The organism is Marinomonas profundi (assembly GCF_020694005.1).
Lineage (GTDB): Bacteria > Pseudomonadota > Gammaproteobacteria > Pseudomonadales > Marinomonadaceae > Marinomonas > Marinomonas profundi.
The window spans coordinates 2396941-2420493 of sequence record NZ_CP073013.1 but is presented as its reverse complement, the minus strand read 5'-3'; the positions used below and the strand labels follow the sequence as shown (position 1 = coordinate 2420493).

Sequence of the window (23553 nt, the reverse complement as noted above, 5' to 3'; positions counted from 1 at the left end):
TTTTAACGATTAAAGTGTCTTAGATAAGCAACGCTGCTTGGACAACTAAGATTCGTAGACCTAAAAACCGCTGCCATAAACAGCGGTTTTTTTATAACCAAAAAATACTAAAAAAACCTTTCAGAACAAGCATAAGCAACAAAACTGTCATACACTCAAGCTAGAGTATGGATAAAGACAGTGAGGTTTAACTTGCCAAAAAGCCATAACCGTAATCAATATAACCCGATCTCCCCTTCGTTGGTCTATCCATCACCTCGTCGACTCATGCCGAATCTGTTACTTTTCACCCCGTTACTTTCTATCTTGTTATTTTTTACCCTGTTATTTTCTGCTCTATTAAAAGCTCGCTTATTCACCATCCAAAAGCACACGACATACTTATTGTGGGAGTAATACTCTATGGAAAAAATCTACGTTCTTGACACCAACGTGTTATTGCACGACCCATTGGCCATTTATGCTTTTGCCGAACACAAAGTCGTTATTCCTATGACCGTCCTTGAAGAGCTGGATGTCATTAAAGACAGAAGAGACAAAGACGTTAGCCGCGAAGCACGCGTTGCGATCAACACCATTGACAAAATAGTCAGTAATGCCTCACCCAGAGAGCTTCAAGCAGGCGTTCCTATCCGTGTAATGGACAGCAGTGATGATGACAACAACACCGATAAAAAGCGCAACGAAGGCACGCTGGCGATCTTCCCAGACCAACAAATCACCCTCACCGATAACATCCCTTTCCTAAATGGCAACCATGATCATGCTAATGATAACCGCATTATCAATGTCGGTTTAAGTTTGCAAGCCACGCACCCACGCTCTACTGTTTGCCTAGTAACAAAAGACATTAACATGCGCATCAAGGCAAAAGGGTCTGGACTAGAACGCGTAGAAGACTACCGAAAAGACAAGGTACTCGATGATTTAGACTTAATGAGCAAAGGCTATATTCAGTTTTCTGGCAGTTTCTGGTCGACTATAGACAGCGTCAACACAGAAACCCATGGACGCCATACCGTTCACGTCATTAGCAAAAGCCATTTACCCAACATCTATTTTAATATGTTTGTGATCGACGACGAGGACTTCATCGGCTTTGTCGTCAATCTTGACGAAGAACACGTCTATTTACTCGATATCAATAAACAGCATTTGATGCATCAAAACTTCTGGGGGATCTTGCCCCGTAATTTAGAGCAAGCCATGGCTTTCTATTTATTGCGTCATGACAATTCAGACATGATGGTAATGACAGGGCCAGCAGGTTCAGGCAAAACACTCTTAGCGCTCGCGTATGGCTTACAAGTCACCATGGAAGAAAAACGTTTCAATAAGATCATCGTGGCCAGATCAACCCCTCCGATGGCAGAAGATATTGGCTTCCTACCCGGTACAGAAGAAGAAAAAATGGCACCTTGGCTGGCGGCTTTCGACGACAACCTAGAAATCCTACATGGCGCCGACGAGCACTCTTTTAGCAGCATTGATTACGTAAAGCAAAAAGCCAACATTCAGTTTAAGTCATTAAACTTTATGCGTGGACGCTCCTTCAATAATGCCTTAATCATTATTGATGAGGCTCAAGGCCTAACGCAATTTCAACTCAAATCCATCGTGACTCGAGTCGGCAGCAACTCAAAAATCATTATATTAGGCAACCTAGCTCAAATTGACAACAAATACATTACTCCACTCACATCTGGATTGACCTATCTAGTTGAAAAATCCAAATCCTTCAAATACGCCAGCATTATGCATGTCAACGGTATAGAACGAAGCCGACTCGCTGAGTTTGCCGAAGAAAACCTATAAGCAACACAGCTTAAAAAAAGTAAAAAGAAAGCACTAAAAAGGGGAAGAGCAATCGCCCTTCCCCTTTTTTCACACCGAGTCTTCTTGTTTCAAATCAACAGAAGAATACTTTTACTGAGCCACAGATTTCGCCAGTTCCGTAATCTCAGCCCACTTCTCAGCACGAACTAAGTCGGTTGGCACAATCCAAGACCCCCCCACACAAAGCACATTTGGCAAGGCCAAATATTCGCGGAAATTGTTCGCACCAATACCGCCCGTTGGACAGAATTTGATTTGCGGCAATGGGCCGCCAAAGGCTTTTAACGCCTTAACGCCACCATTCACTTCAGCAGGGAAAAATTTAAAACGGTCATAACCGTACTCCATCCCCAACAAAATATCCGAAATGGTTGCCACGGCGGGCAAGTAAGGTACGTCGTACTCTTTGCCCACCGCCAATAAGTCAGCGGTCATTCCTGGGCTGATAATAAACTGGGAGCCCGCTTCGATGGCTTGAATATATTGGGCACGAGAACAAACTGTCCCAGCTCCCACAATCGCCCCAGGAACTTCCTTGCGAAGCGCCGTAATCGCTTCTAAGGCGACCGGTGTACGCAAAGTCACCTCCAAAACAGGCACGCCACCAGCAACCAGCGCTTTGCCCAATGCAACAGCCTGCTCTACGCTATCAACAACAATAACAGGCACGACAGGCGTCGCGGTCATTACCTGCTCAGCAGTATAAGAAGTAGTCATTTTATTTTCCTTTTATTAAGACTTAATAGTCATGCCAATTGCGGCCATCTTTAATCGGCAACGCCATAGACGCAGCAGGCCCCCAAGAACCCGAAGCGTACTCTTTAGGACGCTCGCTGGTTTGGCTCCAAGCGGACATAATGCCGTCCACCCATTTCCACGCGGCTTCTACTTCATCGTAGCGCATGAACAAGGTGGCATCATTACGCATCACGTCCAACAACAGTCGCTCATAGGCTTCTGGACTACGCTTGTCATTAAAGGCTTCGGTTAGACTTAAGTTCAAATCAACCGGCTGAAGATTCATTCCTTCGCTTGCACCAGGTACTTTATTCATCACCGTCAAAGAGATTTTCTCTTCTGGCTGAAGACGAATAATTAGCTGATTACGCTGTAGTTGACGGTTGCTTTCATCACTAAAGATACTGTGCGGAACCGCCTTGTACTGAATCACAATTTCAGAATAACGCTGACCTAAACGCTTGCCCGTTCTAAGGTAAAAAGGCACGCCAGCCCAACGCCAGTTGTCGATATCCGCTCGTAAAGCCACAAAAGTTTCCGTTCTTGAAGTCGGGTTACTACCCTCTTCATCGAAATAGCCTTTTACTTCTTTACCGTTAATCATGCCTTTCGCATATTGACCACGCACGGTTTTGGTATAAGCGTTTGCTCCAGCGATAGGACGCAAAGCTTTTAATACTTTAATTTTTTCATCGCGTACGGAATCCGCATCCATTCGACCAGGCGGCTCCATCGCCACCAAACATAACAACTGAATCAAATGGTTTTGCACCATGTCACGCATGGCACCGGCATTATCGTAATAACCCCAGCGCCCTTCTACACCAACCGTTTCAGAAACGGTAATCTGCACATTATCAATATGCGCACTGTCCCATAAGGGTTCAAACAGTGTATTACCAAAGCGAATAGCCAATAAATTCTGTACCGTTTCTTTACCAAGGTAATGATCAATACGGAAGGCTTGTTGTTCACTAAAGTTCTTCATCACTTCGTCGTTAATGGCGCGAGATGACACCAAATCGCGACCTAGTGGTTTTTCTAATACCACTCGCATACGATCGGCATTCAAGCCGTGAGCGGCCAACGAAGTACAAATAGAGCCAAATAAATCAGGCGAAGTCGCAAGATAAAACACCACATCGCGATTATCACCACCAACTTCATGATCATTCAGACGAGAAAAATCGGCTTCTTGCTGAGCATCCACAGACACATAACTTAACCGCTCTTTAAAGCGCGGCCATGTTTTTTCGTCTCCGATACTAGAAGGAACAAACTCATCAAGCGCCGCTCGAATCTTTGTTTGATATTCTTCGGTACTCACTTCCCGTCTCGAAGCACCAATAATGCGCGTCGTTGGAGCAAGCAAACCATCCATATCCAAATGGTACAAAGCGGGCAATAACTTACGCATCGCAAGATCACCGCCGCCACCAAAAATGACAACGTCACAGGCTTTTAAACTGGCCTTCATATATTCTTTCTCCAACTATTTAGGCTTTCGACACAAGATGAGATGCATAACAAGCACACCCCATCAGCCCTGGGTATTCAGACATCACAATAAAAGTCGGAATAGGTGAAACAAACTCTTTCATGCGACCTTTATCTTGCATTGCCTCACGAAAGCCGCTTTCAAGAATTTCATTTACATAACGAGGCACAATCCCCCCCGCAATATAGACACCACCACGAGACTCAACCGATAAAACAAGATCACCAATCACTCGACCTAAGAACACAAAAAACTGCTCTAATGCGGCGTTTGCAATGGGATCATTTCCCTGCTTTAGCGCTTCGCCTATTTCAGGTGCCGTTAAACGTCGCTCTATTCCTTCCCGCAACGCTATGGCTTCATATAAGTTTTCAAGCCCCATTCCTGACAGCACTCGTTCTGCCGAAACGCGCTTATGGCGAGTGCGTAGGAACTTCAGAATATCATCTTCAAGGTCATTGCAAGCCGATAAGTCCACATGGCCGCCTTCACCTGGCAACACCATGTTAGGGCCGTTGTCTTGGGGAACAACGCAGGAAATCCCCAGTCCAGTACCCGCTCCCACCACCCAGCAAGGCGCTTTTGGGTCTACCGTAGAACGCTCTCCTAAAACCACCATATCCTTGGTGGAGAGAACCTCTAAACTGTAACCAACCGCATCAAAGTCATTCAGCAAGGCAACGGGTTTATCATCACCAAAATAAGACTGCACTTCGTCACGGGTAAAATGCCATGGGTTATTAGAAAAGCGGATCACCGCTTGATTGACAGGGCCCGCTATAGCGAGCACCACCGCATCGATATTTTCCATATCAACACTGCAATTCTCGATATAATCTGCTGCTGCAGCAAAGAAATCTTCATAATTTTTACAAGGAAGCACTCTAACTTCGAGAGGCTCATACTGATGAATGGGAACCAAGGCAAAGCGCGCATTCGTTCCACCAAGATCGGCGATTAAAGCATGGGACATAAACGAACCCTATTTAATTTTTATGAAATTTTACAACATATTTTGGGTGAAAAATACCGTAAGCCCAAAAAAACCACCAGCATAATGTAATAAAATTACAATATTAGCGCAGTCTATTTAAAAACTTAAAGACTTTAGTTGGCACAGATCGCTTACGGTTATTTTTATAGTCATAGAGACGCTCATCTGCTGTTTTGAGCAAATGCTTATAATTACTCGGCGCATCCGACATCACACTAGCACCACCGTAACTAATAGTAATTGGGACAAGATTAGATTTATATCTCAACGGATTGGATTGAAGGTAGTCCTGAATAGATTCCGCCACCATGATGGCCTGCTCATAACTTTTCCCCGGCATCACAAAGACAAACTCATCACTAGCGAAGCGAAACGCCAAGCCCTGCTTATGCACATATTTTAACAAGCGCTTGGCGATATATTCTAACACTTCATCACCACAATTATGCCCTAGCGTATCGTTGATTGACTTAAAGGCATCGCAATCGACAAATACGACCGTTAAATCGCGCTCTTGCTGTTTGGATCGAGCGAACTCACGGTCCAGCATTAACTCAAGCTGCCGTCGATTCAATAATCCCGTTAACGGATCACGAGTCGCCAAGTATTCAAGCTTCTCTCTTGCGGTCACATTGCTCAAACAAATTGAAATTTTAATAGCCAGTTGATCAAGCAAAAAAGTGTCTTTGGTCGTGGCATCATAACGCGTACTGTCTGCGTCTGCCTGACAAAACAAGCCCACTAATTCGCCATCAATGGTGAGCGGGGAAATCGCTACAGAAGAAATAATATCACGGTAAACCGCTGGAATAATCTCCCAACACCGGCTCAAGTTGGTATTAACCAAAACGGTTTTATTACTGGATTTAATGATGTCGATCATCGAGCGGCGCCTTGTGAACAACACCCGATCACGCAGATCCGGCATTTTTTCCAAGTTTTCAATCAGATGAGACAAAGGCGCTTCATTGATCAAATTTACCCAAACGTAAGGCACATTAAACTGTTTTTGCACCTCTTTGGTTAACGTTGAAACAAACTGATCACAACGCCCAATTGAAAGAATACAACGCTCTATTTCAAAAAATTTGCGTGCAATCTCTTCATTGCGTCTTACGTTGTCAATCAATTCATTAATATCATGCATGTATGATGCCCCACCGCGCTTGGTTAAGCGGTTTACTTTTTTGAATAAAAGCAACAGATCCTAAAACAATCGTTCTCTATGCATTATAGTACGATGCTTGCACACTTTGAGCCATAGATTGAGGTATTTTTGATCGCCAAGCGCGCAAAAAAACCACATTTATCAACCCCGCCAGCCTGTGCTCACAATAACAACAAACCATGAGACTAACACACCACCCGTGCCTTAATTAATTCACTGTTTTTTAAAAGAAAAATAGTCTTTAAGAAAAATAGTCTTATGCCGATAGCGTTATCGTAGACAATTTAATAGGCAAACCAATGAACATAAGAGACATTGTTGAAACACAGGTCACCCAAAGCAGTAAAGCGGGACAACCAGTTTCGGGGAATGCTCATTTCGCCTTATTAATGAGTCTATTTAACCAACCCGGTCCCTCATTAATCGACACACCCGACACATTAAGCGCTCACCAACCCCATGCATTGACACGTCCAATGCAGTTTTCCCATAGTATTGGCGCAAACCCAATCGCTAATATCGCCTTACTTAAAGCCTTAAGTTTCGAACCCCTAGCAGAAGGCCCAGCTTACCAATACGATGCGGTTGAAAGCCTAGAGCAGCAGATCAACACACGTATCTAGCGTGTTTGAAGCGATATCGAACACACATCAAACAAGGCACTCCAGTGTTTAGCGTGCATCTGAGAAGCCTGTTGATAACGTAACCAAACACTGTCGGCAACTGAAAATTGCCGCATAAAACCCTGCATATCTCCACTGAGCGGCGCACTTGAGACCGCGAGTCGATTAATAAGCGGCAAAACCTGATAGGCACTGGCGTTTACTCTGCCCATATAAGGCTGAATAATTTGCACATAATTGGCCTCAAACTGCTGCTTTAGATATCTCATCGGCGCACCACAAACACCCTCATCCAGCCCCCCAATCTGACGAGAAACCTGATTCAAATAACCTGTCATCTGCGTTAGTGAATACAACAATCGACCCGCGTACTCACTGTCCATCAGTATTTTTAGATCGCTTTCAAAGACATGGGCATCAATCACGGGTAGAGCAGCAAGATTCTCACCAATAACAAGCAATCGATTCAAAGCACTCAGCATCTCTTGCTGCAGCGCCGTGGAATAATTCAACGGCAAAAAACCATTAGACAAACTAAAAAAAGCCTCACTCTCTACACCATTAAAAATGGCATTACCAAAAGCAATCGGCAATTCAACACGCTTTTGCTGGGCGACATATTGTAACTCTTTCGACAACTCGTCATTTTGAATATCACAAGACTCAATCGCTCGAATAATATCCAACTCATACAAAAAGCGCTGACTGTCCGGCATCACCTTGCCTAGAATACTGTTCTTTTTTCCTGCCACAATCCCTACATCGCACTGCTGCAAAGACAAAAAATCCAACAAACCAATATCAAACTGACTCAAAGCCTGCCTTCGATGGCGCGATGATGGCAGGCTTTCTGGCATCGCTATTGCCACAGTGGGAAACGACAGCGACGAAGAGCGGCTCAGGTCCATGATGTACTGAGATAAAACGGCATCAACGTCAAAACGAGAGTCACAACTACCCACACCAAGGAGTATAATGACGCCCAACAGCATTTTAGAAAAAAAAGGTTTTACGAACATGAATAAGCTACTCATCCAAAAACGAGAAGAAATTTCAGAAACCCGTGTGGCAAAAATGGTTTTCCCCGCCACGACCAATCATTACGACACTTTATTTGGCGGTATAGCCTTACAATGGATGGACGAAGTGGCTTACATTGCCGCCACTCGCTTTGCCAGAAAAACCATGATGACGATTTCAACCGAACAAGTCGACTTTAAGCAACCTATCCCTTCCGGTATTTTGGTGGAGCTGATTGCGCGCGTCGTTCATGTAGGCCGCACGTCACTAAAAGTAGAAGTGTCTATTTTTCTTGAGCAGTTAGACAGCGATAAACGCACCAAGGCGGTGACAGGGCATTTCAATTTTGTCGCCGTAGACAGCAACAGAAAACCAACGCCGATTTTTGATGAAGAGACAAACAATTAGTCCATTGCTCGGCAATCTGCTAATGAGTAACAGCGAAAAGCGGTTACTCATTAGCTTAGCCTTAATTCATTCGACGCTTAGCAATTTCAGAGGCCAGTTCATCAAAGCTCTTTTCTGCCTCTAACTTTTGAAATAACGCCGCTTCATTTCTCATCGAAGAGCGCAAAATACTTTCAGCCACGTCTTCCGCTTGAGCAGGATCCAAGCCCACCAAGACGACCAAGCCACCCGAAGGCGTTGGCATTTGGCGAACCACTTTAGAGCCAATTAATTGCTGCTCTGTTACCTGTTTAGTCACCACACTATTCACACGGTCAACGGTTTCAGCATCGCCCGCACCCGTTGTCTCAACGTACTGCTTCACCATATTTTGCAAATCAACACTCAGCACTTGAGCCAACTCAACACGCGCTGACGTGGCGGCCATTTGCTTCATATAATTGGGGCCTGCCGCCGATTTTTCACTGTAGCCAACCGCAGATAAAGCAACACCCTCAATAGGCGCGCCACAGACCCAATCTGGTGCGGCTTGATTAGACCCATCAGCAAACACACAATCAGGAATCGCGGCCACCGGCGTGTTGATGACATCCTTACTGCAAGCTGTTAACACAACACTCGCCACTAACACACTTACTACTTTAAACATCATGTTTTTTTCCTTTCTATAAGCGACACGGGAACGGCCCAACATAACTGAATTATGCTTCTATGATGCCTTTATTCTAGTCTAATGATCAAATTAAAAATAAAAAAAAGGTGCTAAAAATTAGCACCTTCTGTCACCTTTCACATTGAAAAATTATTCAGTGTAAGCGGCTTTTTCTTCTTCAGTCACATCTTTCATAGACAATTTGATACGACCACGAGCATCAACATCGAGCACTTTAACAATAACGTCCTGACCTTCAGCTAGGAAATCCGTAACGGCACGAATACGTTCTTCAGCGATTTGAGAAATATGCACCAAGCCATCTTTACCAGGTAAGATATTTACAAAGGCACCGAACTCCGCCAAACGAACCACTTTACCCTTGTAAAGTTTATCGATTTCCGCTTCTGCTGTGATTTCATGAATCTTCAACAAAGCCGCATCAGAAGACGCTTTATCCGCTGCGTAAATACGCACCGTACCATCGTCGTCTAGATCGATAGAAGCACCCGTTTGCTCAGTAATGGAGCGAATCATCGCACCACCTTTACCGATAACGTCACGGATTTTTTCTGGATCAATTTTGATCGTTGCCATAGAAGGCGCATTTGGAGACACTTCTGGACGCGCGTAACCAATCACTTTCGCCATTTCACGAAGAATATGAGTACGAGCTTCAAGCGCTTGGCTTAAGGCGATATCCATAATTTCTTCATTGATGCCTTCAATTTTAATGTCCATTTGAAGCGCCGTGATACCTTCTGCCGTACCCGCTACTTTAAAGTCCATGTCGCCAAGGTGATCTTCATCACCCAAGATATCCGTTAGTACAGCAAAACCGTCGTCTTCTTTGATAAGGCCCATTGCGATACCCGCAACAGGTGCTTTCAGAGGTACACCAGCGTCCATCATCGCCAAAGACGCACCACATACAGACGCCATCGAGCTTGAACCGTTAGATTCAGTAATCTCAGACACGATACGAATGGTGTATGGGAATTCATCTTCAGAAGGCAATACTGCCTGAACACCGCGACGTGCTAGACGACCGTGACCAATTTCACGACGACCCACACCACCCATGCGACCACATTCACCGACAGAGTATGGAGGGAAGTTGTAATGAAGCATGAAGCTGTCTTTACTTTCGCCAGTCAAACCATCAGACATTTGTGAATCACGGCTCGTACCTAGTGTACAAGTCGCAATCGCCTGCGTTTCACCACGAGTAAACAAAGCAGAACCATGAGTTTTGCTTAATAGACCCACTTCAACGTTGATTGGACGAACTGTTTTGTTATCACGACCATCAATACGTGATTTGCCATCGATAACACGACGACGAACGATGCGTTTTTCTAGTTTAGAGAAAGCGCCTGTCACGTCCTCTTCAGAGAACTCGCCCTCTTCAGTAACCAATGCTGCAACCGCCGCATCACGTACCACACCTAGTTGAGCGTAACGCGCCATTTTTTCACTAATACCGTATGCTTCTTCGATTTGATCAGCATAACCGGATTGAAGTGCTTCAACCAAAGAGACATTCGCCGTTTCCGCTTGCCATTCCCAACGAGGCTTAGCGCACTCAGTTGCGAATTCCGTGATAGCTGTAATCGCAGATTGCATTTCTTTATGAGCAAAAAGAACCGCACCTAGCATTTCGTCTTCAGTCAACTCTTGCGCTTCAGACTCAACCATCAATACTGCGTCTTTCGTGCCCGCAACCACCATGTCTAGCAAAGAACCATCTAGATCAGAGTAGCTTGGGTTAAGAACGTAACCAGACTCATCGTTAAAACCAACGCGAGCCGCACCGATTGGACCATTGAATGGAATACCAGAAATAGTCAATGCAGCAGACGTTGCCAACATAGCCGCAATATCTGCGTCTAAGTTCGTGTTAGTCGACATAACGGTACAAACAACCTGCACTTCGTTCATGAAACCTTTCGGGAACAATGGACGAATTGGACGGTCGATTAAACGCGAGGTCAGGGTTTCTTTTTCAGAAGGACGGCCTTCACGTTTTAGAAAGCCACCTGGAATTTTACCCACTGCGTAAGCACGTTCTTGGTAAAAAACAGACAATGGGAAAAAGTCTTGACCCGGTTTCGCTGATTTAGCCCCTACAACCGTAGCAAGCACTTGTGCATCGCCAATGGTACAAAGAACAGCACCCGTTGCTTGACGCGCAATGCGGCCTGTTTCTAGCGTTACGGTATCATTACCGAACTGGAAAGTTTTTGTCGTAATACTCACACGTATTCCTTTTATTAAAAAAAATTCTTCTCCCAAAGACCTCTTTTTAAGCCAGTACTCATATGGACTCTTTTTTATCCTTCATCTGAAGACCAAAAGTGCATATGAAGTACAGGCTGTCCCTTGGGAGACCAATAAAAAAAGGGCCATAATAACTTATGGCCCTTTCTCAGTCTTAGCGACGCAGACCTAGTTTTTTGATCAAACTAGTGTAACGAGCTGCATCTTTACGCTTAAGGTAATCCAACAACTTACGACGCTGGTTTACCATGCGGATTAGACCGCGACGAGAATGATGGTCATGGATATGAGCTTTAAAGTGACCTTGAAGACCTTCGATGTTCTTAGTCAACAATGCTACTTGAACTTCAGGAGAACCCGTGTCGCCTTCCGCTACTTGAAACTCTTTAACCAACGCTGCTTTTGATTCTGCAGACAATGCCATAATCTTAATCTCCAAATTAATATGCTATTAAAAGTAAAGGATAGCCGAGCATATTTTCAGTCATCCTAAGCCAGCAAGTTTACCACTCTTTTAAACAGAACTCACTGCTATTTATAAAGAGAACTCACTGGTATTGACCAATCGATAAGGACGAATAAACGCCCCTTTTATTTGCCCAAGACCTAAGAACCGCTGTGAGCCATGATCGTACATTCTTACCACGGTTTCATGGGCTAATGAAACAGGGCTGGGAATGGTTCGACCAAACATCATATCCAGTGTATCCGCCTCCGGCAAATTGACCGTTACAAAATGCTCTACCGCTGTGTCCATCGAGATTAAATGAGCATCCAAGGCGGCATAACCTTGCTCTGCTATCGCCTCAAATTCCTCCAACGTCATCATATTCTCTGGCAAATAGCCCGCCGTCGAAATTCGATGCAAAGAATGAAGATGCGCACCACAACCTAACGCCTCACCGATATCTTCACCAATGGTTCGAATATAGGTCCCTTTAGAACACTGAATATCAAGCGTTAGCGTGTTTTCAGTTCTTGAAATAAGCGTAAGATTTGAAATAGTAACGCGACGACGTTTCCTTTCGATGACAATGCCCTGACGAGCGTATTCATACAAAGGCTTACCTTCGTGCTTCAAAGCAGAGTACATGGGAGGTATTTGCTCTATCTCGCCACGAAACGCGTCTAACACCAACTCAAGCGATTCATCAGTAAGGTTAGGTATCAAAGCTTCTGTCAATACCTCACCCTCACGATCGCCTGTGGTGGTTCTTTTCCCCAACTGAATGCAGGTTAAATAGCGCTTATCTGCATCCAATAAATACTGAGAGAACTTTGTCGCTTCGCCAAGACACAATGGCAACATCCCTGTCGCCAAAGGATCAAGCGCGCCAGTATGACCGGCTTTCGCCGCTTGATAGAGGCGACGGACACGCTGCAACGCTTGGTTCGAACTGAGACCTATCGGCTTGTTCAGTAGAACAATACCGTCTACTGAACGCCATTTTGCTTTAACCATACGAACTTATTACTCGTCTTCGTTAGCGTTTTTCTTCTCATCGTCACGAATGACTTCGTCGATGAGAGCAGACATACGCGAACCATTGACCACACTCTGGTCATAATGAAAACGCAAATGCGGCATAACACGAAGTTTGACTTCTTGTGCCAAACGACGACGTAAGAACCCTTTGGCACTGTCTAGTGCTGCTTGGTTCTCAGCCAATACTTCTGGCTGATCGTCTTTACCTAACACGGTGTAATAAATATCCGCATAGCCTAAATCTTTTGCTACACGCACTTCGTTGACAGTAACCAACCCTAAACGTGGGTCTTTTACTTCAAACTGGATCAAGGACGCCAGCTCCTTTTGGAGCTGGTCACCAATCCGACTAGTACGACTAAATTCGCCTGCCATGATCTTGTCCTATTAAAGCGTACGCGCTACTTCGACGGTTTCAAAAACCTCGATCTTATCGCCTACTTTGACATCGTTATAGTTCTTCACACCAATACCACATTCCATACCACGGCTCACTTCACTCACCGCGTCTTTAAAGCGACGAAGAGACTCAAGTTCACCTTCGTAAATAACCACATCATCACGCAATACGCGGATCTGCTTATTACGGTAAACCGTTCCTTCAATAACCATACAGCCAGCAATCAAGCCAAACTTAGGCGAACGGAACACATCACGTACTTCAGCCGTACCCTTGATATCTTCACGAAGATCCGGTGACAACATACCAGACAAGGCCGATTTAACATCATCAATGATGTTATAGATCACGCTGTAATAACGAAGATCGATGCTTTCACGCTCAATAAACTGCTTCGCAGAGTTATCTGCACGCACGTTGAAACCAAAGATAACCGCATCGGACGCTAGCGCCAAAGTCGCATCTGTTTCGGTGATACCACCAACGCCACTAGACACCACATTCACTTTTACTTCGTCTGTGTTCATGTCAGTCAAAGACTTAATCAAGGCTTCAAGAGAACCACGAACATCCGCTTTAAGAACCACATTCAAAGTACGTACTTCGTCTTTACCCATTTCAGAGAACAAGTTCTCCAATTTAGCAGAGTGTTGACGAGCAAAACGCACTTCACGGTATTTGCCTTGACGGAAGTTAGCCACTTCACGAGCTTTACGCTCATCTGCAACGACGATGAACTCTTCGCCGGCTTCTGGCGTTCCGTCAAGACCCAAAATCTCAACCGGAATAGAAGGCCCAGCAGAATCAATTGCCTTGCCAGTTTCATCCAACAAAGCACGCACACGTCCCATTTGTAGACCGGCTAATACGATGTCGCCTTTCTTCAGAGTCCCGTTTTGAACCAACAAGGTTGCCACAGAACCACGACCACGATCCAGACGAGCTTCAACCACCACACCTTTTGCTGGCGAACTTGGAACGGCTGTCAATTCAAGCACTTCAGATTGCAACAAGACGGCTTCTAAAAGCGCTTCAAAACCTTCACCAGACTTCGCCGATACACCAACAAACTGGACGTCACCGCCCCATTCTTCAGGCACAACTTCTTGCGCTACCAATTCGTTTTTAACACGATCGATATCCGCGCCTTCTTTGTCTATTTTGGTTATCGCAACCACCATAGGTACGCCTGCTGCGCGGGCGTGCTGAATGGCTTCAATCGTCTGAGGCATGACACCATCATCCGCTGCACAGACCAGAATAACGATGTCTGTTGCCTTGGCACCACGAGCACGCATAGACGTAAACGCCGCGTGTCCCGGTGTGTCCAAAAAGCTAATCATGCCATGAGGCGTTTCTACATGGTAAGCACCGATGTGCTGGGTGATACCACCAGACTCTCCTGCCGCAACACGAGTAGTACGAATATAATCCAGCAACGATGTTTTACCATGGTCAACATGACCCATTACCGTGACTACAGGTGCGCGCTTAATGGCTTCACCTTGGTAATCAATGGCTTCGATCATGTCATTTTCAACGGCGTTTTCATCGATGAATTTAACCGTATGGCCCATTTCTTCAACAACCAGCGTTGCGGTATCACGGTCAATCGTTTGGTTAATGGTCGCCATTGCACCCATTTTAAACATGATCTTGATTACTTCCGCGCCTTTCACTGCCATTTTTTCGGCAAGATCCGCAACTGAAATACTTTCCGGCAAGGCAACTTCATGAATCATTTTAGCCGTTGGTTTTTGGAAACCATGCTCTTGTTTCGTCGGCTTCTTACCTTTACGTCCCAACTTACCGCGACGGGTAAATTCGTCTTCGTCGTTTACATTGACGCGAGACGTACGTTTGTTATCTGGGTTAACACGACCACGAGGCTTGTCTTTGTCGCTCTCGTATCGTGGTGGACTTTTCTTGCCTTTTGGCGCTGCTGCTGGCTTTTTGTTGTCCGCTGCTGGTTGAGATACTTTTTTTGCCGCTTTTGGCTGCTTGAGAGATTCCACGGGTTCTGCCGCTCCTATACCGGAAACATACTGCTCCGTTTCATTGACCGCGCCAGTATCCGCTACAACGGCATTCATCGCTGCTTCTTGACGCGCTTTTTCTTCAGCCTCAGCCTTCGCTTTGACCGCCTTCTCTTCTTCAATCTTATGTTCAGCGTCTAAACGAGCTTGTTCTTCTGCCGCTAAACGAGTTTGCTCTTCTGCAAGACGTTTCGCCAGCTCTTCTTGTTTTTGAGCTTCATCATCAGTGCCATCACGCTTCACGTAAGTACGTTTTTTCTTCACCGCAACATTAACGGCTTTACCGCCATCACCACGAGATAAGGTGCTGGTTGTTTTACGTTGCAACGTAATACGCTGACTGTCATCACCTTCTTCGCCGTGTTGACGTTTCAAATAATTTAACAGTGTTTGTTTTTCAACATCAGAGACTTCTTGGCTTGCACTCGTTTGAGGTAAGCCAGCATCTTTCATCTGAGCTAGTAGCTTATCGACTGGTGTATTTACCAGCTCGGATAGTATCTTTACGGTTTGAACTGTCATTAAGTTCCCCCTATATGTACTCAGATTTTCATTCAGATTCAGCAAACCAAGGTGCACGAGCAGTCAAAATAAGACTCGCTGCACGCGCTTCCGTCATGCCATCAATATCAAGCAACTCATCGACAGATTGCTCTGCCAAATCTTCCATACTTACAACGCCAACCGATGCAAGGACCAAAGCAAGATGATTATCCATGCCTTCCATTGCCAATAAATCGGCAGCAGGCTTCGCATCATCTAATTGTTCTTCGGCTTGAAGTGCTTGATTCAACAGGGCTTCTTTTGCCCTAGCACGCAACTCGTTTACTAAATCTTCATCAAATCCATCAATATCTAACATTTCTTCCATTGGGATATAAGCCACTTCTTCTAGAGAAGAGAAGCCTTCATCAACCATTTGAATCGCTAAATCATCATCGATATCTAACCCAGAAACAAAAAGGTCAATCAGCTTTTGCGATTCTTCCTGCTGTTTTGCTTCCGCATCTTCGCTGGTCATCACATTTAAGGACCAACCCGTTAAAGTCGATGCCAAACGAACATTCTGACCATTACGACCAATCGCCTGAGCCAAGTTATCGCTTTTCACAGCCACATCCATAGAATGAGCGTCTTCATCGATAACAATCGAGTCTACTTCGGCTGGCGCCATGGCATTGATCACCAACTGCGCCGGGTTATCATCCCACAACACAATATCAACACGCTCGCCATTCATTTCATTAGACACCGCCTGAACTCGAGCACCACGCATACCGACACACGCACCGATAGGATCAATACGACGGTCGTTTGTCTTAACGGCAATTTTTGCACGCAAGCCAGGGTCGCGAGCCGCCCCACGGATTTCGATCATTTCTTCTGCGATTTCTGGCACTTCCAAACGGAATAGCTCAATCATAAACTCAGGTGCGTTACGAGATAAAATCAATTGCGCACCGCGATTGTCCTCACGGATTTCAAGCAGTAATGCACGAATTCGATCGTTCATTCTAAAACTTTCGCGAGCAATCAACTGATCTTTTGGCAATGATGCTTCAGCATTCTCGCCCAAATCAATAATCAAGCTATCACGGGTCACTTTTTTCACTTGACCGTGAACCAGTTTGCCCACTCTTTCAGTATAAAGCGCCACCATTTTAGCACGTTCAGCTTCACGTACTTTTTGCACGATCACTTGTTTTGCCGTTTGCGCAGCAATACGTCCGAACACTTCTGATTCAACTTCTTCTTCGTAAATCTCGCCAATACCCAACCCCAGACTTTGCTCTTCAGAATCGTCTATGGTCAACTCTGACGCTGGCGTAGAATAATCTTCATCGGCAACAATATTCCATTGGCGATACGTTTTGTAGTCACCGGTACGTTGGTCAATAGAAACACGAATTAACGCATCGTCTTCAAAACGACGCTTGGCAGCACTTGCTAAAGCAATTTCAACGGCTTCGAAAATAACTTGTTTCGAAACATCTTTTTCATTGGAAACGGCTTCCACTACCAAAAGAATTTCTTTGCTCATCCTTTTAGCCTCTCTTTAAGGTTAATTTTTAAAATTGCGGAACAACATTTGCTTTATCGATTAAATCAATAGGCAACAAGTATTCTTCTTGATCGACGCGAATAACAACATCTTCACCCTCGATCCCCATTAGTTGTCCCTTAAATTTGCGACGCCCATCAAAAGGCACTCGCAAACGCAAAGCAACAACAGAACCGATATATGCCTGATACTGGGCTAAATTAAATAACGGCCGATCCAAGCCCGGCGACGATACCTCTAGGCTATATTCGCCTGTAATAGGATCTTCAACATCTAAAATGGAACTAACTTGTCGACTCACTCGGGCACAGTCTTCGACATCAATCCCTTTTTCAGCATCCGTTTCAATAAAAATACGAAGCACAGAATCCTTGCCTAAAGACAAATACTCCATCCCCCAAAACTCAAACCCCAACCCCTCAACCACGGGTCGAATAAGGTCCTCTAAAATCGTAAATTTTGCTGACAATCGTTTTCTCCGAAAACCAATTTTTGTAAAACGCAGAAACAAAAAACGGGCTCAAGGCCCATTCTTATTTAAATACAGAGCGACAGTACAGATAAGAAAAAACCCCATAAAGGGGTTCTCAGCGCTCAACTCCATTAAACCGAGAGAGCATACTTCTAAAAGAAGATTATCAATCCTGACAACTCTAAGAACAATCCGATAAAAGCGCTTAAAAATAAGCGATTCCAACAACATCTTCTTAAGAAAATAGACCCTAAAAAAACACTGTCAATCAGGCCAGATCATTCTGCACTAACATTGCGATATCATACACAAAATACAACATCAATTCAAGATTGGTGCGGATGGGGGGAATCGAACCCCCACGAGCGTTGCTCACCACCCCCTCAAGATGGCGCGTCTACCAATTCCGCCACATCCGCAAACTCTTTACTTAAACAACAAACACTATCATTTAAATAACAAACTTTATTATTCAAACAAAAACGCCATTACTCAAACACTACTCAGTGACTGGCAAATCCGATGATGATGATTTCGTACTACCACCCAGCTCAGGCAATCCAATCGTTTCTTCAACTTGAGGAGCTGAAGGAACAAAATCAAGTGAACCAGAAACGCTTTTTGCTTGTTCGCTGGCATAATAAGCCAAACCAAAACTTGTCAAAAAGAAAACCAATGCGAAAAGCGCCGTCATTTTACCAAAAAAACTACCGCCACCTTGACTACCAAATACAGTCTGAGATGCACCACCACCAAAAGAAGCTCCAGCGTCCGCACCTTTACCTTGTTGCAACAGAACTAACGCGATGATTATGATCGCCGCCAGCACGTGCAAAACTAAAATAAGCGTTTCCATTAATTAACCTGCTGCCTTTACTATCGCTATAAATTCTTCTGCATCTAGAGATGCACCACCAACAAGAGCACCATCCACATCAGCCATTTCAAACAATGCTGAACTAGTTGATGCCTTCACACTACCACCATACAAAATCTGTACTTTCTGAGACACAGACCCTGACGCTTTAGCCAAAAAAGCCCTAATCGATTGATGCACATCTTGAGCCTGCTCCGCACTGGCTGATAGGCCAGTACCTATCGCCCAAACCGGCTCATAAGCAATCACTATTTTCTCAAATGCATCGATGCCAACGGCGTCAACAACAACCTGAAGCTGACGTTGACAAACTTCAAGTGTTTTTCCTGATTCCCGCTCAGTCAATGTTTCACCGATACATAACATAGGAAACAGGCCAAAATCTAAGATTGCCTTAACCTTATCCGCGACAAGCTGATCCGTCTCACCATAAAGTGAACGACGCTCCGAATGCCCAAGCAATACGTACTTCACCCCAAAGTCGCCCAACATAGAAGCCGAAACCTCACCTGTATAAGCGCCTTTTACTTGCTGACTGACATTTTGAGCCGCCAGTACAAGACCTGTACCATCAATCAAGTCAGAGACCTGAGACAAGTAAGGAAAAGAAGGGGAAATAACAACTTCCGAGTTAGAACGCTCCATCTTTAGTAAACCGTTAATCAGTGAAACAATAGACTCCTTAGAGCCATTCATTTTCCAGTTACCAGCTACTATTTTTTGACGAATCATATTCCAACCCCTAAATTCGAGGCGCCCATTCTATGGAAAGCCCCCTTTGGTTTCAAGTATTTATTTTTAATGGACACATAAAACTCATTTTACGAGTGCATTTTTGCCGAAACAACCGATTTCACCTCTTCCACCAGGTAATCAACCAGCTCATCAACCGTATCATCGTCTCGGCCTTCCACCATGACACGTATTAGAGGCTCAGTCCCTGAAGCTCTTAACAACACACGACCCAAGCCATTAAGGCGCTCGTTTGCAACAGCAATCGCTTTTTGCAGCGCAGGCTCTTCATTGGGAATAAAGCGCTTAGCGACGCGAATATTCTTTAGTTTTTGCGGAAATTTAACCAAACCAACCAAAAGCTCATCGAGCGTCTTCCCTTCTTCAACCATGGCGCGAAGCACCTGCAAAGCCGCAATAATACCATCCCCTGTCGTGGTAATAGAACGACAAACGATATGCCCAGATGGCTCACCACCCAGCACCCAGCCATGCTGCATCAGCTTCTCATTAACGTATCTATCTCCCACCGCCGCTCGACTAAAGCCGATGCCCGTTTCGGAAAACGCCAATTCCAAACCAAAATTACTCATCAGAGTACCAACGACACCACCACTAAAACGCCCGGTACGCATCAGATGATTCGCAATAATATAAAGAATATCATCCCCATCACGAACCACACCATGACGATCCACCAAGATCAATCGGTCGCCATCACCGTCTAGGGCAATACCTAAATCCGCCCCTTCCGCCAAGACATTTTTACGCAACAATTCAGGTTTGGTCGCCCCGCTAAACTCATTAATATTCAAGCCGTCTGGGTTTACACCGATAGCAATAACCTCTGCACCCAGCTCAGAAAAGACGCGAGGAGCAACGTGATAAGTAGCGCCATCGGCACAGTCGACAACAATTTTCAGGCCACTTAACTGCAAACCAATCGGGAAAGTTCCTTTACAGTATTCTATGTAACGCCCAGCAGCATCATCAATACGCTTAGCGCGACCAATAAGGCTAGACTCAACCACTACCATGGGTTGCTCCATAAAATACTCAATGCGCTCTTCTATTTCGTCAGAGATCTTACCGCCTTCTGCCGAAAAGAATTTAATACCATTATCCGTATAAGGATTATGAGAAGCGCTGATAACGATTCCCGCACTGGCTCGAAAGGTGCGCGTCAAATAGGCAATCGCAGGTGTTGGCATTGGCCCCACCAGACGAACATCAGCACCCGCCGCAACAATCCCGGACTCAAGCGCAGACTCAAACATATAACCAGAAATACGCGTATCTTTACCAATCAAGATTTTTTTATCATTTTCTTTAAAAACCTGCCCAGCTGCCCAACCGAGCTTAAGCATAAACTCAGGCGTAATGGGCGTTGTTCCAACCTTGCCACGAATTCCATCTGTACCAAAATACTTACGCATCAAACTTCTCTCTCAATACGAGACATTAGCGCCAGCATTTCAACATGCGGTCTAACGTCATGAACCCTAAAGATACGAGCGCCTTTTGCGTAAGCAGAAGCATTCGCTCCCATCGTGCCATAGAGACGCTCTTCAACTGGTAAATTTAACACATCACCTATCATGGTCTTTCTTGAAAGCCCAATAAGAATCTCAAAACCTAACGCCTTGAATTTCTCGGTGTGATGAAGCAAAGATAAATTATGAGGTAGATTTTTTCCAAACCCAATTCCAGGGTCAAGAATAAGACGCGACTTATCGATACCTGCAGCACTACACTCAGCCACACGAGACAGCAGATATTGCATCACATCGTCCACTACGGCGGCGTAATCCGGCTGACGTTGCATTGTCTGCGGCACACCTTTCATATGCATCAAACAAATCGGTAGCAAGGTTTCAACCGCCGCTTGTAATGCCCCTTCGCGTTCCAACGCACGAACATCATTAATCAAGCCAGCGCCCAAAAGCGCCGCACCTCGAATAACCTCGGGCGTACTGGTATCAACAGACACTATGGTATCAAAACGTTTTTTAATCGCTTCAACGACGGGTAAAACTCGATCAATTTCTTGCTGAGTAGAAACAGGGGCCGCGCCAGGACGAGTTGACTCACCGCCAACATCGATAATACTAGCGCCCTCTTCAATCATTTTTTCTGATTGACGCAAGGCCGCCTCTAAGGAATCAAACGCCCCACCATCCGAAAAGGAATCGGGCGTTACATTTAATATCCCCATAACATGAGGAAGGGACAAGTCTAACGACTTGTCCCCGAATAACATCAACGACATGACAAAACCATATCAAAAAATTAACAGTAAAAGGTTATTCACCTGACGTCTTAGGCGCGGTCGGATTGGCGCTAACCTCACCATCATCAGCATCACTCTGAGACGGTGGCGCGGTATCAGCAACCACATCAGTCTCTTCGCCTTTTGCTGCATTAGCACTAGGATCAGACCAACCTTCTGGCGCAGAAGGCTTATTACCATCCATAATCTCTTTGATCTGTTTTGAGTCAATCGTTTCATACTGCATCAAGGCTTCCGCCATCACATCCAGCTTAGGTCGATTTTCTTCTAAGATCTGTGTCGCTTTGGCGTAGCAGCGACTGATAATACCCTGAACCTCGGCATCAATAATCTTACCGGTTTCAGGAGAGAAATAGTTTGCCTTACTGCCTGTAGGGCCAGTAATGAAACTACCGCTATTATCGTCTTCTTCATAGGCAAATGGGCCCAATTTTTCTGACAAGCCCCACTTGGTCACCATGTTACGTGCGATACTCGTCGCTCGCTCAATATCATTTGATGCACCCGTCGAAACCCCATCAAAACCATGGATCATTTCTTCGGCAATACGACCGCCATATAGGCTACAAACTTGACTTTCAAGACCACGTTTACTGATGCTGTACTTATCCTCTTCTGGCAAGTACATAGTGACACCCAACGCGCGGCCACGAGGAATAATAGACACTTTATACACAGGGTCATGTTCCGGCATCAAATAACCAATAATAGTGTGACCCGCTTCATGATAAGCCGTATTAAGCTTCTCTTTGTCACTCATCACCATGGTTTTGCGCTCGGCACCCATAAGGATTTTGTCCTTCGCCAACTCAAGCTGTTCCATGTTTACCAAACGACGATTAGAGCGAGCCGCAAACAATGCCGCCTCGTTAACCAAGTTCGCTAAGTCCGCACCAGAGAAACCAGGCGTACCACGAGCAATGTTTTTTGGTTCAACATCATCATCGCAAGGCACTTTACGCAAATGCACTTTTAAAATCTGCTCGCGACCACGAATATCTGGCAAACCTACTTGCACTTGACGGTCAAAACGACCGGGACGCAACAATGCAGGGTCCAATACATCGGGACGGTTTGTCGCGGCAATAACGATAATTCCCTCATTGCCTTCAAAACCATCCATTTCAACCAATAGTTGGTTCAATGTTTGTTCGCGCTCATCATTACCACCGCCCATACCGGAACCACGATTACGACCAACCGCATCGATCTCATCAATAAAGATGATGCAAGGTGCATGTTTTTTCGCTTGTTCAAACATATCACGGACACGAGACGCACCCACACCGACAAACATTTCCACAAAATCTGAACCCGAGATGGTAAAGAAAGGCACTTTCGCCTCACCCGCAATGGCTTTAGCCAGCAAGGTTTTACCTGTCCCTGGAGGACCACACATCAAAATACCACGGGGAATTTTACCGCCAAGGCGTTGAAACTTGCTCGGCTCGCGCAAAAAATCAACCAATTCTTCGGTGTCTTCTTTTGCTTCATCACAACCCGCCACATCGGCAAAGGTCGTTTTAATTTGATCTTCTGGCAAAAGGCGTGCTTTGGATTTACCAAAAGACATAGGACCGCCCTTACCACCTGCACCGCCTTGCATTTGGCGCATAAAGAACATAAAAATGGCAAGTATTAACAGTATAGGAAAACTGGCTACTAGCAGTTGAGTCCAAATGCTTTGCTGCTCAGGCATACGCCCTTCTACAACAACACCATTGCTCAACAAATCATCCATAATTTTTGGGTCTGCTGCTGCAGGACGCACAGTATCAAACGTATCGCCGCTAGTGCGACTACCACTGATGGTATGACCATCCACTATGACCTTCGCAATACGACCATCTTGCACTTCTTTGACAAACGCAGAGTATGAAACCCGATTCGTCTCAGCAGGCGTATTAAAGTTATTAAACACAGTCAGCAGCACGGCAGCAATGACTAACCACAACAGTATATTTTTCAGCATATCGTTCAA

General features: G+C 45.1%; 21 protein-coding genes and 1 tRNA gene. 3 read left to right on the top strand and 19 right to left on the bottom strand.

Features of this window, described 5'->3' with window-relative positions; all coding sequences use genetic code 11:
• The first annotated feature begins 402 nt into the window (after positions 1-402).
• On the top strand, positions 403-1815 hold the full coding sequence (locus tag J8N69_RS11285) for a PhoH family protein (protein WP_168824608.1): 1413 nt from the start codon (positions 403-405) through the stop codon (positions 1813-1815).
• A 111-nt stretch (positions 1816-1926) separates the two neighbouring features.
• Here J8N69_RS11285 and J8N69_RS11280 read toward each other — a convergent pair whose 3' ends face one another.
• From J8N69_RS11280 to J8N69_RS11265, 4 genes are all read right to left on the bottom strand, one after another.
• Positions 1927-2553, bottom strand: coding sequence for a bifunctional 4-hydroxy-2-oxoglutarate aldolase/2-dehydro-3-deoxy-phosphogluconate aldolase (locus J8N69_RS11280; RefSeq protein ID WP_168824610.1), 627 nt, complete (start codon positions 2551-2553; stop codon positions 1927-1929).
• 22 nt (positions 2554-2575) lie between these two features.
• Positions 2576-4051, bottom strand: coding sequence for a glucose-6-phosphate dehydrogenase (gene zwf / locus J8N69_RS11275; protein WP_168824612.1), 1476 nt, complete (start codon positions 4049-4051; stop codon positions 2576-2578).
• A gap of 19 nt (positions 4052-4070) precedes the next feature.
• Entirely contained in the window at positions 4071-5045 is a 975-nt protein-coding gene (gene glk, locus J8N69_RS11270; RefSeq protein ID WP_168824615.1) for a glucokinase, read from the bottom strand.
• 103 nt (positions 5046-5148) lie between these two features.
• A complete protein-coding gene (locus J8N69_RS11265) occupies positions 5149-6213 on the bottom strand; it encodes a sensor domain-containing diguanylate cyclase (RefSeq protein ID WP_168824617.1) in 1065 nt (354 codons plus the stop codon).
• A 320-nt stretch (positions 6214-6533) separates the two neighbouring features.
• On the opposite strand from J8N69_RS11265, the gene J8N69_RS11260 reads away from it, so the two are divergent.
• Positions 6534-6857, top strand: coding sequence for a hypothetical protein (locus tag J8N69_RS11260; RefSeq protein WP_168824619.1), 324 nt, complete (start codon positions 6534-6536; stop codon positions 6855-6857).
• On the opposite strand, the gene J8N69_RS11255 is transcribed toward J8N69_RS11260, so the two are convergent.
• A complete protein-coding gene (locus J8N69_RS11255) occupies positions 6854-7876 on the bottom strand; it encodes a DUF3080 family protein (RefSeq protein ID WP_168824621.1) in 1023 nt (340 codons plus the stop codon). The genes J8N69_RS11260 and J8N69_RS11255 overlap by 4 nt on opposite strands.
• On the opposite strand from J8N69_RS11255, the gene J8N69_RS11250 reads away from it, so the two are divergent.
• Positions 7875-8285, top strand: coding sequence for an acyl-CoA thioesterase (locus tag J8N69_RS11250; protein ID WP_168824623.1), 411 nt, complete (start codon positions 7875-7877; stop codon positions 8283-8285). The genes J8N69_RS11255 and J8N69_RS11250 overlap by 2 nt on opposite strands.
• 61 nt (positions 8286-8346) lie before the next feature.
• Here the strand turns inward: J8N69_RS11250 and J8N69_RS11245 are convergent, their stop codons facing one another.
• The 14 genes from J8N69_RS11245 to ftsH all read right to left on the bottom strand — a co-directional run bounded on the left by J8N69_RS11245 (position 8347) and on the right by ftsH (position 23553).
• On the bottom strand, positions 8347-8937 hold the full coding sequence (locus tag J8N69_RS11245; RefSeq protein ID WP_168824624.1) for an LPP20 family lipoprotein: 591 nt from the start codon (positions 8935-8937) through the stop codon (positions 8347-8349).
• Between the two features lie 150 nt (positions 8938-9087).
• Entirely contained in the window at positions 9088-11196 is a 2109-nt protein-coding gene (gene pnp / locus J8N69_RS11240) for a polyribonucleotide nucleotidyltransferase (protein ID WP_168824626.1), read from the bottom strand.
• A gap of 175 nt (positions 11197-11371) precedes the next feature.
• Positions 11372-11641 (bottom strand): 30S ribosomal protein S15, encoded by a 270-nt coding sequence (gene rpsO, locus J8N69_RS11235; RefSeq protein WP_012068748.1) that lies wholly within the window; start codon positions 11639-11641, stop codon positions 11372-11374.
• Between the two features lie 111 nt (positions 11642-11752).
• Entirely contained in the window at positions 11753-12679 is a 927-nt protein-coding gene (gene truB / locus J8N69_RS11230; protein WP_168824628.1) for a tRNA pseudouridine(55) synthase TruB, read from the bottom strand.
• Positions 12680-12688: 9 nt separating this feature from the next.
• Positions 12689-13078 (bottom strand): 30S ribosome-binding factor RbfA, encoded by a 390-nt coding sequence (gene rbfA, locus J8N69_RS11225; protein WP_168824630.1) that lies wholly within the window; start codon positions 13076-13078, stop codon positions 12689-12691.
• 12 nt (positions 13079-13090) lie between these two features.
• Entirely contained in the window at positions 13091-15661 is a 2571-nt protein-coding gene (infB, locus tag J8N69_RS11220; protein ID WP_168824632.1) for a translation initiation factor IF-2, read from the bottom strand.
• Positions 15662-15689: 28 nt separating this feature from the next.
• On the bottom strand, positions 15690-17180 hold the full coding sequence (nusA, locus tag J8N69_RS11215) for a transcription termination factor NusA (RefSeq protein ID WP_168824634.1): 1491 nt from the start codon (positions 17178-17180) through the stop codon (positions 15690-15692).
• A gap of 28 nt (positions 17181-17208) precedes the next feature.
• Positions 17209-17670: a ribosome maturation factor RimP gene (rimP, locus tag J8N69_RS11210; RefSeq protein ID WP_168824636.1), complete on the bottom strand. Its 462-nt coding sequence runs from the start codon at positions 17668-17670 to the stop codon at positions 17209-17211.
• A 336-nt stretch (positions 17671-18006) separates the two neighbouring features.
• Positions 18007-18092, bottom strand: a tRNA-Leu gene (locus J8N69_RS11205).
• Between the two features lie 80 nt (positions 18093-18172).
• Positions 18173-18529 (bottom strand): preprotein translocase subunit SecG, encoded by a 357-nt coding sequence (gene secG, locus J8N69_RS11200; protein WP_168824637.1) that lies wholly within the window; start codon positions 18527-18529, stop codon positions 18173-18175.
• A 3-nt stretch (positions 18530-18532) separates the two neighbouring features.
• The gene (tpiA, locus tag J8N69_RS11195; RefSeq protein WP_168824639.1) at positions 18533-19282 is read right to left on the bottom strand and encodes a triose-phosphate isomerase; all 750 of its coding nucleotides are present in this window, start codon (positions 19280-19282) and stop codon (positions 18533-18535) included.
• An 89-nt stretch (positions 19283-19371) separates the two neighbouring features.
• Complete coding sequence (gene glmM, locus J8N69_RS11190; protein ID WP_211084969.1) at positions 19372-20718, bottom strand: phosphoglucosamine mutase; 1347 nt, start codon at positions 20716-20718, stop codon at positions 19372-19374.
• Positions 20718-21551, bottom strand: a complete 834-nt coding sequence (gene folP / locus J8N69_RS11185; RefSeq protein ID WP_168824644.1) for a dihydropteroate synthase — start codon at positions 21549-21551, stop codon at positions 20718-20720. The genes glmM and folP overlap by 1 nt, the downstream gene beginning before the upstream one ends.
• Positions 21552-21585: 34 nt before the next feature.
• The gene (gene ftsH / locus J8N69_RS11180; RefSeq protein ID WP_168824646.1) at positions 21586-23553 is read right to left on the bottom strand and encodes an ATP-dependent zinc metalloprotease FtsH; all 1968 of its coding nucleotides are present in this window, start codon (positions 23551-23553) and stop codon (positions 21586-21588) included.